General features: G+C 45.9%; 11 protein-coding genes. 10 read left to right on the top strand and 1 reads right to left on the bottom strand.

All coding sequences use genetic code 11. The features are described 5' to 3' along the window. The first annotated feature begins 114 nt into the window (after positions 1-114). A complete protein-coding gene (locus AC060N_RS04570; protein WP_479526061.1) occupies positions 115-1035 on the top strand; it encodes a LuxR C-terminal-related transcriptional regulator in 921 nt (306 codons plus the stop codon). A gap of 180 nt (positions 1036-1215) precedes the next feature. Beyond that, the gene (locus AC060N_RS04575) at positions 1216-1782 is read left to right on the top strand and encodes an NADPH-dependent FMN reductase (protein ID WP_479526062.1); all 567 of its coding nucleotides are present in this window, start codon (positions 1216-1218) and stop codon (positions 1780-1782) included. 225 nt (positions 1783-2007) lie between these two features. Here AC060N_RS04575 and dcp read toward each other — a convergent pair whose 3' ends face one another. Beyond that, positions 2008-4155 (bottom strand): peptidyl-dipeptidase Dcp, encoded by a 2148-nt coding sequence (dcp, locus tag AC060N_RS04580; RefSeq protein WP_479526063.1) that lies wholly within the window; start codon positions 4153-4155, stop codon positions 2008-2010. Between the two features lie 270 nt (positions 4156-4425). Here dcp and AC060N_RS04585 point away from each other — a divergent pair, with 270 nt between their 5' ends. From AC060N_RS04585 to AC060N_RS04620, 8 genes are all read left to right on the top strand, one after another. Further along, the gene (locus AC060N_RS04585) at positions 4426-5178 is read left to right on the top strand and encodes a hypothetical protein (protein ID WP_479526064.1); all 753 of its coding nucleotides are present in this window, start codon (positions 4426-4428) and stop codon (positions 5176-5178) included. A gap of 99 nt (positions 5179-5277) precedes the next feature. After that, positions 5278-6933, top strand: a complete 1656-nt coding sequence (locus AC060N_RS04590) for a DUF6377 domain-containing protein (protein ID WP_479526065.1) — start codon at positions 5278-5280, stop codon at positions 6931-6933. A gap of 563 nt (positions 6934-7496) precedes the next feature. Beyond that, positions 7497-10472, top strand: a complete 2976-nt coding sequence (locus AC060N_RS04595) for a SusC/RagA family TonB-linked outer membrane protein (protein WP_479526066.1) — start codon at positions 7497-7499, stop codon at positions 10470-10472. Positions 10473-10485: 13 nt separating this feature from the next. Next, complete coding sequence (locus AC060N_RS04600; protein WP_479526067.1) at positions 10486-11976, top strand: RagB/SusD family nutrient uptake outer membrane protein; 1491 nt, start codon at positions 10486-10488, stop codon at positions 11974-11976. 145 nt (positions 11977-12121) lie between these two features. Next, positions 12122-13846, top strand: coding sequence for a SusE domain-containing protein (locus AC060N_RS04605; RefSeq protein WP_479526068.1), 1725 nt, complete (start codon positions 12122-12124; stop codon positions 13844-13846). Positions 13847-13896: 50 nt separating this feature from the next. After that, entirely contained in the window at positions 13897-15342 is a 1446-nt protein-coding gene (locus tag AC060N_RS04610; RefSeq protein ID WP_479526069.1) for a glycoside hydrolase family 30 protein, read from the top strand. A gap of 21 nt (positions 15343-15363) precedes the next feature. After that, the gene (locus AC060N_RS04615) at positions 15364-16824 is read left to right on the top strand and encodes a glycoside hydrolase family 30 protein (RefSeq protein ID WP_479526070.1); all 1461 of its coding nucleotides are present in this window, start codon (positions 15364-15366) and stop codon (positions 16822-16824) included. A 321-nt stretch (positions 16825-17145) separates the two neighbouring features. After that, positions 17146-17802: a DUF2202 domain-containing protein gene (locus AC060N_RS04620; protein WP_479526071.1), complete on the top strand. Its 657-nt coding sequence runs from the start codon at positions 17146-17148 to the stop codon at positions 17800-17802. Positions 17803-17905: the final 103 nt, after the last annotated feature.

Genomic DNA, 17905 nt, shown 5'->3' on the forward strand with positions numbered 1-17905 from the left:
GTTGTTAGATATGTAAGTGTAATCTTAAACTGAAAAGTGGTGGCAGTAAATCATTGCATCCAAACCAGAACTACGTATGTTTGTTGAAGTCATATCATCGGGAAGGAAGGAAAAATGGAAGACAACGAGTATTTTGCCCATCTGTACGAAATTGCCAGGAACCTGAACAAGGAGTTCTCGTTACATTCCGCTTTGCGAAAGGCATTGGAAAAGATTGTGGATTTGCTGCACCTCGAAACCGGCTGGATTTGGCTGGTTCAGGAAGGCACCCACTCAGTTTACCTGGCCGCTTCGTACAACCTGCCTCCGGCGCTCAGTCGTTATCCGGAGCGGCTTTCCGGCAATTGTTATTGTATCGATTGTTACCTGGCAGATGGCATTTCAGAGGCCCGAAATATCAGTGAAATTACCTGTACGCGACTGAAGGATATCACTGCCGGAACGCGGGGGTTGAAATTTCATGCCACCATTCCCATCACCATCGAAGGACAAAAGGTTGGCCTGATTAACCTGGTGAGTAAGCAAACCCAGGAACTGGATGAAAAGAAGCTGTCGGTTTTGAATACCATTGCGGAGCTGATTAGTATCGCGGTTCAGCGGACGCGCCGGCAGGAAGAGCAGCAGAACCGGCCGTCGGCAGTCATGGAAGTACTCAACCGGGTGATTGAACCGGGAATGGACGAGCTGGTACAATCTCTTCAGCAGACTAAAAGCGCAGATAAGAATGTGCAATCGTCATTGGAAAAAGCACAGGAATTGCACCGACAACTGCTTCTTATTCGCGAAGAGGTTGGCGAAGAAACCATTGAAAAGGTTGCTGACAATGCTTTCCATTATCCCACGTCGCCGTTAACCAACCGGGAACTGGAGGTATTGGTGCTGGTAAAAAAAGGAATGACCAACAAGCAAATTGCCGACCAGCTGTTTATTTCGGAACGCACCGTTAAATACCACATTTCATCGATTCTGTCCAAACTGTTTGCACAAACTCGTACAGAGGCAGTTGAGACAGCTATTCAGCGTGGATTGCTCTGATTTTTAGTCTCCAAAGCAATATTAGTAGTCACTGACCTGTCCGATGGTACAGGTTCACTTCTGTCCTTTAGTCTGTTTCCGGGCTATCAGGTTTGCTTCATCTTTGTGGTGTCGTTCATCATTGGTATCTGCGACACAACATCAATCAATAGAAATTCATTTTATAAAACAGACACAAAGATGAAAATAGCCATACTGTTGGGAGCTATTCGCCCCGGACGCCAGTCACACAAAGCAGCATACTATCTGGACAAATTATTGAAAGAACAGGACATGGAAACGGATGTGATCGACTTGCTGAAAACCCCGCTTCCTGTTTTTGGCAGTCTCGATGATAGTCCGGCTGCCGGGAAGGTCGTCGAAAGTATCCGTCTGCGACTGGAAGAGGCCGATGCCCTGATTTTTGTAACCCCCGAATACCAGGGAAGCTTCTCCGGTGCACTGAAGAATACGCTGGACTATTACTGGGCCGAGTTCAAAAGAAAGCCGATTGGCGTCGTGTCGACATCGACGGGTAAGATGGGCGGAATTAACGCTTCGACCCAACTGCAGCACGTTATTCTGAGCCTGGGTGCTTTTCCCCTTCCGGGTAAACTATTAATTGCCGGAATCCATGAGGCATTCGATGATAATTATGAGCCACAGAATGATTTGATTGTTGAACAGGTCAATCAATTTGTATCGGATTTCCTATGGTTTGCCGAAGCACTTCATCAAAAGAAAGTGGCAGAGGAAGTAGCTGTTTAGTACGTAAGAAACTGACAAGGAAACCCCGCGTATACACCCTTAAAGGGAATATAATCTGGATGGATACAGGGCTTCTTTCCAAAGTCAATGAAGAAATCATTTCAAGGATCTTCTACCTTCTAAAGTCCGGACCATCGTCCGGATTTTTTCGTATAAAAAGATACCCCTGATTCCAGGCAGGAACCAGGGGCAATCCAGGTACTTATTATTTCGGCTAAGAATAAACTATTCTGCTACCAGACCGCGGTTTTTCAGCATCGGTCCGATTTCCGGATCGCGGCCGCGGAAGTCTTTGTACATCTTCTCGTAATCTTCGGTGTTACCACGAGACAGAATCATATCGCGGAAACGCTGACCATTGGCGCGGGTCATTCCTCCATGCTCTTCAAACCATGCATAAGCATCGTCGTCCAGCATTTCGGTCCATAGGTACGCATAGTAACCAGCTGCATAACCATTTCCCCAGATATGGAGGAAGTAGGTAGAGCGATAACGCGGCGGAACCTGTTCCAGGTTCAGGTGTGTTTTCTGCAATGCATTAGTCTCAAACTGGTCTACATTTTTGATGGAATCGCCTGCCGGGATGGTGTGCCATTGCATATCCAGTTCGGCGGCAGCCAGCAATTCGGTCAAAGCATAACCCTGGTTGAAAGTAGCTGATTTTTTGATTTTGTCAACCAGTTCTTTCGGCATCGGTTTGCCGGTTTTGTAATTGATAGCGTAGTGCTTGAACACTTTCGGGTACATTGCCCAGTGCTCGTTAAACTGCGACGGGAATTCCACAAAGTCGCGGGCAACTGCTGTTCCCGAAAGACTCGGATATTCCTGGTCGGCAAAGAAACCGTGCAGGGCGTGACCGAACTCATGGAACATGGTGGTTACGTCGTCGAAGCTCAGCAATGCCGGTTGTCCGGGAGCCGGTTTGGTGAAGTTGCAAACGTTGTAAATCACCGGCTTGGTTCCTAATAGTTTTGACTGTCCGATGATGTTATCCATCCAGGCACCGCCCGATTTGTTGTCGCGTTTGAAGTAATCGCAGTAGAACAAACCGATGGTGGTGCTGTCTTTGTCAATTACGTCGAATACACGAACATCCTTCTGGTACACCGGAATGTCATGGCGCTCTTTGAAGGTCAGTCCGTACAGTTCGTGAGCGGCATAGAACACACCATTTTCCAGTACGTTGTTCAGCTCAAAATAAGGTTTGATCTGATTTTCATCGAGATCATATTTTGCTTTCCGCACTTTTTCTGCATAGAAATTCCAGTCCCAAGGTTGTAGTTTGAAACCGCCTTTGTCCTTGTCGATGACTTTCTGGATTTCGGCTGCTTCGCGTTTGGCTTTCGCGGTAGCTGCGGGAACCAGTTTGCCGAGGAATTTTTCTACAGCTTCCGGTGTTTTGGCCATCTGGTCCTGCAGTTTCCAGGCAGCAAAGTTTTTATAACCGAGCAATTGAGCCTGGTCAGCGCGAATTTCCGCTAAGCGGGAAATGATGGCGCGGGTATCGTTTTTATCGCCTTTTTCGGCGCGGGTCCACGAGTGTTCGAACAGTTCGTGACGAACTTTGCGGTTGGTCAACGACTGAAGATCCGGTTGTTGCGTGGTGTTCTGCAGCGGAATCAGGTATTTGCCGTCCTGCTTGTCGGCTTTGGCATCCTGTGCGGCCGTCTGAATTTCGGCATCCGACAGGCCAGCTAGTTTATCCTTGTTGTCTACTACCAGGGCTCCCGCTTTAGCAGCTGCCATCAGTCTGTTGGTAAACTGGGCGCTGAGCGTCGCTTCTTCTTCGTTCAGTTTTTTCAACTTCGCTTTATCGGCGTCCGAAAGATTCGCTCCGGCCAGTTGGAATTGCTGATAGTAATACTCTACCAGCTTTTTCGATTCCGGATCGAGATTCAACGTGTCACGCTCGTTGTAAATCGTTTTTACGCGTTCGAAGAGCTTGCTGTTGAGGTAAATGGCATCGTGGTGAGCTGCCAGCTTGGGCGCCTCTTCTTCGCCAATTTTTTGAATGGTAGGATTGGTATTGGCACCTGCCAACAGATTAAATACGCCATAAACACGGTTCAATAGCTGACCGGTTTTTTCCATGGCTACCAGGGTGTTTTCAAAAGTCGGAGCTTCCGGATTATTGGCAATTTTCTCAATGGCAGCCAGTTGTTCTTTCATGCCTTCCTCCATGGCAGGCTGAAAATCGCTGTCTTTGATTTTGGTGAAATCCGGGGCGCCGTAGGGCAAGGTGCTGGGTTTCATAAAGGGGTTGTTCTTCAAATCGGTGGTTTTAGAATTGGCTGATTTGCCGTTGTTGCCATTGCTGCAGGAGGTTATCACAACCGCCAGCGCAATCAGCAAAAAAGAAAGATGTCGTTTCATTCTGTCTGTTTTAAAATTTGAATGAATAAATGCGTCTGTATTGGCTCCCATCTAACGGGGTGTGTTAGACAGAGTCGTTCTAAATAACCAACGAAAATATAAAAATATGTTGGGAACCACTGCAATAATGCCTTTCAAAATAATGTTCTTGACAACATAGTACAACTTAACTAAGTGTTTGTTAAGTTACTTCAGTAATGAAGAACAAAGTGTATATTTAGAGATTATATTACTCAAGTGTAATTGGACAGATTTAATAATAAGTACGTAATGAAGCAAGTGCGAATTATACTTAGGAATTTAAATTACTGGTTTTTCTCTTCGTTTATTGCTGTCTTGGGATGGCTCTTTGCCTATAAATTTTATTTGGTAAACATGCCTTCGACTTGGGATGGTGCATATGCGTTTGGAGAAGTGATGTATAGTCTGGGGTCGTCTTATTCCATTGGATATCTCATTTATTTTATTTCAGTTGAAACGCCTCAATTGATGAAAAGGTATCGCCTTAATACTTTGCTGGAGGGACTTGAATTCAATATTCGCGGCATTATTGATGCGATTGTTATTCAATTTATATTTCATCCAACTGAAAAAAGTAGTTTTGTTGAATTTAGTTATGAAGAACGCAGGCAAAGAATTGAAGCAGTCATTAATGCACGACTTCAGGCAATAGCCACAAATACCCAAACTGGAGAAATTGATATTGATTCAAAAGAGGCAATTCAGCTTCTAGATCGAATTGCAGAAAGTATTAAATCATCTTATGATGCTGGATTTAATGAATTATCTGAATTTTCTTATTATCTACATTTGTTGCCGATTGAAATACTTGATTTGTTAAGGGATATAAAGACAAATAAACTTTTCGAATTATCGAATATGGTCCGGGGCTTGTTTGATGCTAATAATCAAGAGTATCATTGGGATTTCGAGACTTTTTGTGTTGATGTAAATCAGCTATTCGAAGATTTAATGAAGTTTCATAAGCAACTATTGATAGAGATCAAAAAGTTTCAAATTTGATGATTTTGCTTTATTTGAGCATGGATTATTTGATCTTCGTTTGAGGTTCGACACTATTGGTAATGTAACCACCTTTCATTGTTTTTTTAATTTTGCAGAATGAGGAAGTTACTGTTGTTACTGATTCTTTTCGCAGTTAGCTGTCAACTTAGCATGGCCAGCGAGATTGATTCGTTGTTGCATCAATTGGATTTAACCATGAAGCAGCGGAAGCAATACGAGCAGGTAAAACTGCAGAAGATAAAGAACATCAAAAGCTTACTCAATGAACCGGGATTGAGTTCGTCTCAGCGGTATTATATCAACAACCGCATTCTCGATGAGTATATCCCGTTCAACTTCGACTCGGCCCTCCACTACATCGATTTGAATTTTCAGCTGGCCCGTGACCTGGATAACAGGACGATGCTGAATGAAACCCGCATTAATCTTTCCGGAATTCTGGCTTCATCGGGTAGGTATAAAGAGGCGCTGGATATTTTGCACGAAGTAGATAGAAAGCACCTTTCGGAAAAACTATTACCGAATTACTACCACGATTTCATGCACGTGTATTCCGACCTGAACGTATATAACCAGGTGAAGGAAAATGCAGGCAAATACTACAAGCTCTATAAAGCCTACCGTGATTCGGTGGTGAAGCTGCTCGACCCAAACTCGGAAGCTTACCTGGCCATCGAGGAAAAGCAGTACCGGGATGCCGGTGAATATGACTCGTGTCGCTGGGTGAACAGCAAGCGTTTAGCGATGACGCAAATGGGAACCCGCGAGTATTCGATGATTACGTTCGATCGTTCCTTGTCCTATCAGCTACAGAATAATACGGAACAACGCGAAAAATACCTGATTTTATCTGCGATGTCCGACATCCGGGCGGCGGTAAAAGACAATGCATCGATGGCAGCGCTTTCGACAATCCTCTACCATCAAAATAAAATTGACCGGGCTTACGAGTACATCAAGTTCTCGTTCGAAGATGCGGCTTATTTCAACTCGAGGCTTCGGTACATGCAGATATCGAACATTCTACCCGTGGTGACAGCAGCTTATCAAAAGAAAAGCGACAAGCAGAAGGCACATCTGCGCAACCTGCTTATTATCATTAGCCTGCTGTTGGTGGTGTTGTTGCTCTCCATATTGTTTATTTACAGCCAGGTGAAAAAGCTTGCCCGAGCGCGTAAAGAGCTGCAGAAAGTAAACCTGAAACTCCGGGATTTGAACGGCCATCTTTCCGAAGCGAACACTCAGCTGAATGAGTTGAACAGCCAACTTTCGGAGTCGAACCATGTGAAGGAACAATACATCGGCAGCTTCTTCAGCATTTGCTCCGATTACATCGATAAGCTCGATGGCTTCCGCCGGAATGTGAACAAGCAAATTGCCGACCGGGAAGTGTCGGAACTGTTCGAGCGAACCAAATCGAAGCGGTTAATCGAAGACGAAATCCGGGAGTTTTACGACAATTTCGATCATACCTTCCTGCAGATTTATCCCACTTTCGTGGAAGAATTCAACGCCTTGTTGAAAGAGAATGAGCAAATTAACGTGAAGAAGGGCGAAATGCTAAATACCGAATTGCGCATTTTCGCTTTGATTCGGCTGGGAATTTCCGATAGTGCTGCCATTGCCAAGCTTTTACGTTATTCGGTAAACACCATCTATAATTACCGGGTGAAAGTGAAAAACCGGGCTGTCGTTCCCCGCGACGACTTTGAAGATTACGTGATGAAAATCGGAGAATTTTCACGCGAATAGCAGACCGAAATTTCCCCCTTTTTATCGTCTGAGAGGTAAACTTGTACTCATTTCGGGTTTAAACCATCCACTTTTTTTGAATCTCCGGAAAAATTCAAGTGCCATAAAATGAGATAATAATCCTTTTTGGTGTCCCACTTTTATCTACATTTTCCCTACCGTCATTCGTTAATCCCTCCCAATCTCATTCTATTTACCATTGCTATAAAACCTGAAAATCGGGCGGAGCTTTTTGATATTCCGTCAGACAACCAATTGGGCACAATTGCTAACTAAAAATTACAATCGCTATGAAGAAGACGTTAAACACATCTGTCTGTAGAATCATCCTGTTTTGTCCTTTCGTTACGGGTCTAACATAGGCCTACCAAAGAGGGATAAAAACTCCGATAAACTTTTCGAGTTGAATACAGCTATTCCGGCGTAAATCTAAGGTCGGTAACGAGAAAGAATTGCATCTGAATGTCTGGCTGCGTCTGGAAGCGGGCGGGCGAAAGTTATGTGTTATCGCATAATGCACGCGGATAGCCTGATAATGCAATGGAAGGTAAACAAATAATCCTATGAAAAAAGAAAAAACAATGACGTTCTTGAAAATTCGTCTCTGGCATAAATCTGTTTTATGCCTTCTGGCAGGATTGCTCCTGTCGGTAAGTTCGTATGCACAGCAACGAACGATTACAGGAACTGTGACGGACAAATCAGGGGAGCCCATTCCCTCGGTGACCGTTATGGTGAAAGGAACATCGACCGGTACTATCACCAATTTTGATGGAAAGTATTCCCTTTCGGGAGACATTCCTGCTGATGGAGTGCTCACTTTCAGTTTTATTGGTATGAAGACCAAAGACGTGAGCATTGGCAACCGCGCAACCATTGATGTGACCATGGAAGAGAATGTGACGGGCCTCGATGAAGTGGTGGTGGTTGGTTATGGTACTCAGCAGAAAAAAGATGTAACCGGTTCGGTTGCCATGGTCGATTCCAAACAGATGGATTCGCGTCCCAATACTCAAATGGGGGCACTCATCGAAGGTAAAGCGGCCGGTGTGCAGGTACTTTCCAGTTCTGGAAAACCCTCCCAGGGATTTAGTATTCGCATTCGCGGAACGAACTCCATTACCGCCGGAAGTGAGCCGCTTTACGTGGTCGACGGTGTACCGACAACCGATACCCGTTCCATCAATCCGGCCGACATTCAGAGTATTTCTATCCTGAAAGATGCTTCTTCGGCAGCTATTTATGGTGCTCAGGGAGCCAACGGGGTTGTGTTGATTACAACCTATAAAGGAACTTCCGAACGCCCGACCGTGAAACTGGATGTGTACAATGGTTTCTCCCAGGTATGGAGAACCCTGCCGGTATTGAACGGTGAGCAGTATCGCGACCTGATGACCGAGATGGGCAAAAACACCGACTGGTCGTTGTATACTCACAATACCGACTGGCAGAAAGAGATTTTCCAGAACGGGCGTTCACAGAATTATCAGTTATCCGTTTCCGGGAAAAGCAATAAAACGTCCTACTACATGTCAGGCGGCTGGGTTGAACAGGTTGGTGCTGTCCGCAGTGCGCAGATGAACCGCTACAACTTTAAAATCAACCTTGATCAGGAAGTGAATAAGTGGCTGACCGTGGGAACCCGCATGGCTTACTCGGTTTATTCGGATGTGGACGTGAATGACAACCAGGGTGTCGATAAAGGCGGTGTTCTGCTGGGTGCATTGACAACCCCTCCCGTTATTGGCATTTATAATCCGGATGGGACGTTTACAAGCAACCCGTTTCAGAACTGGGAAAACCCGATTGCCAGCACCGACGGTTCGAACCGAAAATACAAGAGCCAGCGGATACTGGGTAATGTGTATGCTAAAATCGATTTCCTGAAAGATTTCAGTTTCAAATCGAATCTGGGTATCGATGATCGCAATGATATTTATGATTATTTCCTCGATCCGTTCCTGACCAGCTATGGCCGTGCTTTGAACGGACAGGGAATTAACAATACCAATAAAACCAGCTACTACATTTGGGATAACACTTTGACTTTCAATAAAACGTTAGGCTCACACAAAATTGAAGCATTAGCAGGTAGTGTTATCCAGGAGTCTTACTGGGAAAACGCCCATATCGAAACCCGCAACTTTTCCGGCAACGGTGTTCAGACAACCAATGGTGGTTCTGAAATGATTGCGGCTTCTTCCGATAAGGCTAAAAAGCGGAATACTTCCTTCCTGGGACGTATCAACTACAGTTTTAAAGATAAGTACCTGCTGACGGTTAACTTCCGCGCCGATGCGTCCAGTGTTTTCGGTCCGGATAACCGTTGGGGATATTTCCCGTCATCATCCATCGGATGGCGTATTTCGCAGGAACCGTTTATGCAGGACCTGAGCTTCCTCAACGATCTGAAATTGCGCGCCGGTTGGGGTGTTGTTGGTAACGACCAGATTACAAACTATGCCTGGTTTGGACGCGTAGGAAGTGGAGCTAATTATCCGATTGGTGGTTCTACACTGCCAGGAACATATCCTTCTTCGGTAGAAAACCGGAACTTGAAATGGGAGCAGTCGGAACAGACCAACGTAGGTCTTGATTTGTCTGTTTTCCGCGGACGCATCCAGTTTTCAGCTGATGCTTATATCCGGAACACCAGCGACCTGTTGCTGAATGCACCGTTGCCACGCAGTACCGGTTTCGATTCGGCTATCCAGAATGTTGGTAAGTTGCAGAATAAAGGTCTGGAATTTAACCTGACAACCGTCAACGTGAAAAAAGCCATCAACTGGTCGACGAACTTCAACATTTCATTCAACAGGAACAAGGTGGTTGACTTGGTTGGACAAGAGATTTATGCCGGAACCATCACCAACCGCGGCGATGCCAGCCTGGTGAAAGAAGGCCTGCCGCTCGGAACACTCTTCGGATATGTGTGGGGCGGTGTTGACCCGCAGACCGGTAATGCTTATTACATCGCTAAAGATGGCTCCAGTACTTTCACGCCTTCGGCTGACGATCGTGTGGTGATTGGTGATGCCAATCCTAAATTCATTTACGGTATGACCAACAACGTCAGCTATAAATCACTGTCTTTGTCCGTATTCCTGCAAGGTTCGCAAGGAAACGATATGTTGAATGCTTCCCGTATGGAAATTGAAGGCATGACCGGACCGCAGAACCAGTCGACGGCTGTACTGCGCCGCTGGAGACAACCCGGTGACCAGACTGATATTCCGAAAGCAAGCTGGGGGAGCTATGATAACTCACGTATTTCCAGCCGTTTTATCGAAGATGGTTCTTACCTCCGTTTGAAAACAGTTACCCTGAGCTACCAACTGCCGAAAGCATGGACGGACAAAGTGAAGATGCAGAACGTGAAGGTGTATGCCACCGGGGAAAACCTCTGGACATTGACTGACTACTCCGGATTTGACCCGGAGGTGAACGCCTTCGGAACTTCCAATACGGCAAAAGGCATCGATTACGGTACTTACCCACAGACCCGGAACATCATCTTTGGTTTAAATATAACTTTCTAAAAAAGATAGAGATATGAATTTTCATTCATTCAAAAAATATATCCTCAGCGCAGCGATCCTCTTTTCGGCGGCTGCCTGTGACAACTATCTCGATTTGACTCCCATCTCGGAAGAGACGACCAGTAGTGCATATTCTACGGCCAATCAAATCGAGGCAGCACTGACCGGTTCATACGAGACTTTTCAATCATCATCGTATTACATCTGGGACCAAATTTTACTCGAAGATGTGAGGACCGATAACGACTATGCGGGTGGTGATAACCCGGAGATTTTTGCCATCGACCTGTTCAATATCACGCCGACCAACAGCCGTCTGTTGTCATGGTGGTCAGAGTTGTACAACGGGATTCTGAAAGCCAATACCGTGCTTGACCGGCTTCAGGATGTTACTGATCCGAAGTTGACGGATGAGCGCAGACAACAAATCAAAGGCGAAGCTTTATTCCTGAGAGCATTGCACTACTATAACCTGGCCAAAAACTGGGGAGGTGTGCCACTGGTACTCGAGTCGACGACAACGACCGATCCGGGTAAAGTTCAGTTGCCTCGCGCTACAGAGGCAGAAGTGTATGCTCAGATTCTGAAAGATCTGGATGAAGCAGGCAAACTTTTACCGGATACGTATGGAAGTGATGCGACAGTCAACAAAGCCCGCGCAACTGCCGGTGCCGCCTATGCGCTTGCCGCGAAAGCCTGTATGCAGGAACCCTCGCATGATTATGCAAAAGCATTGGAATACATTGCCAAAGTAGAAGCCAGCTCAGCCAATTATCGTTTGCTGGACAACTACGCCGACCTCTTCGATGGTAATCATTACAACAATGCTGAGTCAATTCTGGAAGTGCAATTTACCGGAGGAAGTGAAGGAAACTGGGCTCCTCAGTTGATGTTGCCGCCGTCACTGACGGGTGACAACTGGCGGAAGTTTGTCGTTCCATCACACAACCTGATTGACGCTTACGATGCGGAAGGTGATGTGGTGCGAAAAAATGCCAGCGTTATTTTCGAAAATGTGAACGACTGGATTGACGAATACTGGGGAAATGCCAAAGGCAGCAGTATTCCATTCGCTTACAAAATGAAAAATGCCATGGGATGGGCCAGTACCGATCGGTTGTACATTCTTCGTTATGGTGATGTTGTTCTGATGAAAGCCGAAGCACTGAATGAAACCGGTGACCTGTCAGGAGCCGCAGCTGAGGTGAATAAAATCCGAGCACGGGTAAATCTGGCACCGCTGACAGCCGAACAAACTGCCACGAAAGATGCATTGCGTACGGCTATTCTGAACGAGCGCCGTTTGGAACTTGCTCAGGAAGGACAGCGTTGGGATGACCTGAAACGCCATAACCTGGTGGTTTCGACTATGAAGAACCTGCAGGAAATTGACCTGAGGACTGGTCAGCCTACACAGTATAATGTAACGGAAGCCAAAACGCTGCTCCCGATTCCGCAGCAGGAACTTGACAGGAACCCGCAGTTGGAGCAGAATCCGTTGTAATATAGGATGATATTGAAATTTATGTTACATGAAAGGACATGGAAAGGTGGTTGCCTGTTGTACTATCCATTCTGGAGGACAACGATTTTAAGGGCATTTATGGTGACGCCCGGACCATGTCTCTTTCAAACAACAAATGAAAAAAATGAAGACAAGATATAGTTTATTGCTCACGGTCATCGCGCTGTTGTTTGCCGGTTGGTCGTGCACTGAAAAAGATAATCTTGCGCCGGAAGGAAACTGGGAGTTAAGTGATCCTGCTATTGTTTCTCCAGCGGCGAATTCATCCATTGTTTTGGATGAGAACAAACCTGATTCAACTATCGTCTTTACCTGGACCGGAGCCTCTTCCACGGCTGGTTTTGGCGTCTATTATTCTGTCGTAATCGATACTGCCGGTTCAACCAGTTTCGATACCCCGATTCTTTCGGTGAAAGCGGCTAACACGGGTACCGCACTTACTGCATCTATTTCGGCCAGTCAGCTGAATGAAGCGATGTCGCTGGCCGGTTTTCCGGCGGATGCCGAATCGAAGGTGACCTGGGCCGTCGTCGCCAGTTGCTTGAGCAAAAGCACTTACTCATCGGGCGATTTGCTGGTGACCCGTTTCCAACATGAAATTATTCCTACTTCTCTGTATGTTTCAGGAGAAGCTACTGAGACCGGCACAGATTTGTCGAAAGCAATTCCAATGCGCCGCCTGAAGGATGCCAATGGAAATGGACTGAACCGTTACGAAGCCTATACTCATTTGGATAAAGGAAAAGCCTTTAAATTCTTCAGCGCTACGAGTCTGCCGGCTCATCAATATGGTGGTTCTGACGGAAACCTGGTGAAATCAGGTACCGCGATTGTTGCTCCCGATTCAGCCGTTTACCGTATCTCGGTTGATTTGGATAACAACACCTATTCATTACTGAAGATTGATAAATGGAGCATTGTTGGTGGTATCATCGACGGCGGTTGGGGAGGTGACGAGCCTCTGCAATACCAGGGCGGCGGTGTCTGGAAAGGCAGCATCAACCTGGTTGACAAAGGTGGATTTGTATTCCGCGCCAACGGCGACTGGGGCTACCTGTTGAAACACATTGTCGGTACCGACAATTCGCTCATTATGGAGTCAGAAGGAAATGAGCTGGGTATTTCCTTCGAGGATGACCAGTCAACGTTGTCGGGGCAGTGCATCTTCACGCTCGACTTGTCCAACGATCCGTATACCTACACCATTGAGCGTGATCCGAATGCTGCTGGTCCGGTTGCGACACCAGATCACCTTTACCTGTTCGCTGATGGAACAATGATGAAGGAGTTGACCAAAGATGGTGATACCTTTACTTCGGGTACTTATCTGGCATTGCAAAGTAGCGTAACGTATACCCTGAACAGTGCATCCGATGGTTCGGGAACCAGTTACGCGTTGAGCGGAAATGTGGGAGCTTCTGATAATCCTACTGCCGACAAAGTTGCCGGAACATCTGACTTGTCGGAAGGTGCCGGTGGTATGACGGTTGAACAAGACCAGGCTTACATGCTGAACATTGATTTCTCTTCAGCGAAAGCGAGCTGGTACTATTACAATCTGAAGTTGTTCCACTGGTCGAACTGGGATACGCGCGATGAATTTGTGATGACTTACGTTCATCCTTATACCTTTACGGTAACGGCAGACTTGAAAGCAGGTTACCTGATGAAGTTCAACTCGCCATGGGATGTGCAGTTCGGTGCCGATGATCCGTCGGCTCTTAGTGGTACAATGACTAATAACGGTGGAGATAATTTTGATAACCTGACAGCTGATGGTAACTATACAGCAACGATTGTTGTGAGTGATGACTATCAAACAGGAACTTACCAGTTTGTCAAAAACTAAACTGAAATAAAGCCAGGTGGTTTCGGCCACCTGGTTACTTAACGAATTGAATGATGGTTGGAAAGAGAAAATTAACGGTTGGATTGGCTGCACTGCTGACTTTAAGTGTGATGGGATGGCGGTGTAACGACAAAAAAGAGGCAACTCCTGCACCTCCACCTCCTTCGGTGCCGGTAGATGTATCTTTCTATCTGACTAAACCTGATAAATCGGTGCTGTTTACACCACAGGAAAACAGTGTAACCGAGGCGACAAACAGTAATTTGCCGGTGATTGAGATTGATCCCTCAACAACATTTCAGACAATGGATGGCTTTGGTTTCGCACTGACCGGTGGAAGCGCGATGCATCTTTACAACATGTCGGCTGCCAAACGACATGCTTTGCTGACAGAGTTGTTTGATGACAACGACAATAATATCGGTATCAGCTACCTTCGTATCAGCATCGGAGCTTCCGATTTGGATGCTTCTGTATTTTCATACGACGATTTACCTTCCGGTGAAACGGATGTCAACATGGACCATTTTTCGTTGGCTCCCGACCGGCAATATTTGATTCCGGTTCTGAAAGAAATTCTGACAATCAATCCAAATATCAAAATACTGGGTTCGCCCTGGTCTCCACCACTCTGGATGAAGACTAACAACAATTCCGTCGGCGGAAGTCTGAAACCAGAATTTTACGATGCATACGCAAAATACTTTGTGAAGTACATCGAGGGAATGGCGAAGGAAGGAATCACCATCGATGCCATTACCATTCAGAACGAACCGTTGCATGATGGAAACAATCCGAGCATGTACATGCCGGCCTCGGAGCAGGCGGCGTTTATCAAAACCAGCCTCGGGCCTGCTTTTCAGACGGCAGGAATTCAGACGAAAATTATTGTTTACGATCATAACTGCGACCGAACCGATTACCCGGCGGAGATATACAACGATGCCGATGCTTCGAAATATGTCGATGGTGCAGCGTTCCATCTTTATGCCGGTTCTATCAACAGTCTGGCTGCTTTGCATAACAGCTATCCTGACAAGAACCTTTATTTTACCGAGCAGTGGATTGGCGCTCCGGGCGACTTCCCGAGCGATTTGAAATGGCACACCCGCGAATTGATTATCGGCGCCAGCAGGAACTGGTGCAAAACCGTTCTGGAATGGAACCTTGCAGCGAATTCAAGCCTGGAACCACACACCGATGGAGGTTGTTCGCAGTGTTTGGGAGCCCTAACTATCGATGGTGATAATGTAAAACGGAATTCGGCATACTACATCATCGCTCATGCGTCCAAATTTGTTCGTCCGGGCTCAAAACGTATCTCGAGCAATCAACCTGATAACCTGCCTAATGTGGCTTTCGTAACACCCGACGGTTCAACCGTCCTGATTGTTTTGAACGATGCTTCGGTTACCCAGGCATTTAATATGAAACTCGGAGACGAAACAGTGAGCAGTACACTTGCGGGAGGCGCTGTAGGAACGTATATTTGGTAGTCCTAATATAAATATAATCCGATGAAGTATTCCCTATTATTAGTTAGCGCCTTTCTGGCCTGGTCGTGTGCTCAGCCGGTGCAGGAAAAGAAAGAGACTGCCGCTCCCGGTTTTTCAACCAGCGGAAAGAAGATTGAGGTATTTACCACAGCGAAAGATACCAACTTACGTCTGGCTCACACCGGTGAGTTAGCGTTTCAGAAAGCCGTTCAACCCAAAGAAACGGAAATTTCCATCTTCGTTAATCCGAAGAAATCGTTCCAGTCATTCCTGGGAATTGGTGGCGCCATTACCGACGCATCAGCAGAAGTATTTGCTAAACTTCCTGCTGATAAGCAAAAGGAATTGCTGGCAGCCTATTACGGAAAAAGTGGCATCGATTATTCGTTGATGCGGACGAACATTGGTAGTTGCGACTTTAGTAGTGAAAGTTACACTTACGTTGAAGATGGGGATAAAGACCTGAAAACATTCTCGGTAGCTCACGATATGAAGTATCGTATTCCGATGATTAAAAGAGCGATTGCCGAGGCTGGCGGTCATATGGTTTTGTTTGCCAGTCCGTGGAGTCCGCCGGCTTTCATGAAAAGCAACAAGAGTTTGCTGCACGGCGGAAAATTGCTTCCGGAGTATGATCAGGCATGGGCCAATTACTATGTGAAGTTTATTCAGGCATACCAGAAACAAGGAATTCCGATTTGGGGAATCACCATTCAAAATGAGCCGATGGCTGTGCAGACGTGGGAGTCATGTGTATATACAGCTGCAGAGGAACGCGATTTTCTGAAAAACTTCCTCGGTCCAACCATGGAAAAAGCTGGATTCGGTGACAAAAAAATCATTGTCTGGGACCACAACCGTGATTTAATGGTCGACCGCGCCAACACCATTTTCGGTGATCCGGATGCGGCTAAATATGCCTGGGGAATGGGAATGCACTGGTACGAAACCTGGACCGGCGCGAAACCCAAATGGGACAATGAGCAAGTAGTGAAGGAATCTTATCCGGATAAGAACCTGCTGTTCACCGAAGGGTGTAATGAAGCGTTTACCCGTGAAGGATACCAGCGATGGTCGAATGCCGAACGCTACGGGAGCAATATGATTCACGATTTCAATAACGGAACGGTAGGCTGGACTGACTGGAATATTTTGCTTGATCAGAATGGCGGCCCGAACCATGTGGGGAATTTCTGTTTTGCACCCGTACATGCCGATACCCGAACCGGCGAACTGATTTTCACGCCGGCTTATTACTATATCGGTCATTTCTCCAAATTCATTCATCCGGGAGCGAAGCGCATCAGTACCGCTTCCAGCCGGAGTACACTGCTCAGTACTTCTTTCCTGAATAAAGACGGAAAGATGGCCACGGTGGTGATGAATGGTTCTGACAGCCCGGTTACTTACAACCTGATTGTCGGACAAGCGGAAACACAACTGGAAATACCGGCGCACGCCATTCAAACGCTGGTGTACTAAGTATACGTAGACAAACAGGATTTCATAGGTTTGCAAGTCAGCTGACGACGGATATCGAAGTATCTGTTGTCAGCTTTTTTTATTTCCACTGAAGAATAATTTGTTACCTAAAACATAGATTTTAACGGGAGAGAACTGATTTATAGAAGATTATTTTCCAATTGGTGTAGGGTAAAATTCGTCTCATGCGGTACACTGAAAAAATGTAGCATTTGCTGAGAATAACTCACTGTTAAATAGTTGTTTGCCGACGACGGAGCTGAGACTCTGCAAATGCTGCATCTTTTGAATTATTTGTAGTCGAACTTAAAATCAGTTGTGATGAAAAAAACGAGTTTCTTTATTGCATTCCTTGCAATAGCCGCACTAATTATCGTAACCTCTTGTAGTGAAAACCCCTCTGTATCTGCCGATGAAGTTCAGGCTTCTGAGGTAAAAGCACTCTCTTTAATAATTGATGATGATGGCAATTTAGCTGGTGACCTGACTGATGAGGAAGTTGCCAGTCTGCAATTCATGATAGAAGAAGAAAAAATGGCTCGGGACGTTTATCTTGAAATGAACGATCTTTATGGACTTAAAGTATTTGCCAATATTTCAAATAGTGAACAACGGCACATGGATGCAGTCCAGTACTTGATTGATGGATATGGCGTAGAAAATCCGGCCTCCGATGAGCGTGGCGTTTTTGCCAACGAAGACCTGCAAACTCTTTATAATACATTAACTGAGCAGGGAAGTGCTGGAATTGAAGAAGCACTGAAAGTCGGTGCATTAATCGAAGAGACGGATATTGTCGATTTGAATAACTGGCTGGAAAAGGTCGAAAATGCTAACGTAGAAACAGTATATGCCAATTTGCTGAAAGGGTCAGCCAATCACCTGCGCGCATTCGTCCGTAATCTGGCTTCTTTGGGAATTACTTACGAGCCACAGGTTCTGGATGTCGATACGTATAATGGTATTATTGGGCAATAATATTTTATCGCTCGTTCGAATTCCGATTGTTAATGCTTTGAGCATTTCGTTATCATACTAAGAGTTAGTAGCTTTTTTCATAGGTTTGGGAATTAATAGCTGA

It is taken from the genome of Prolixibacter sp. DSM 2831 (assembly GCF_056493735.1).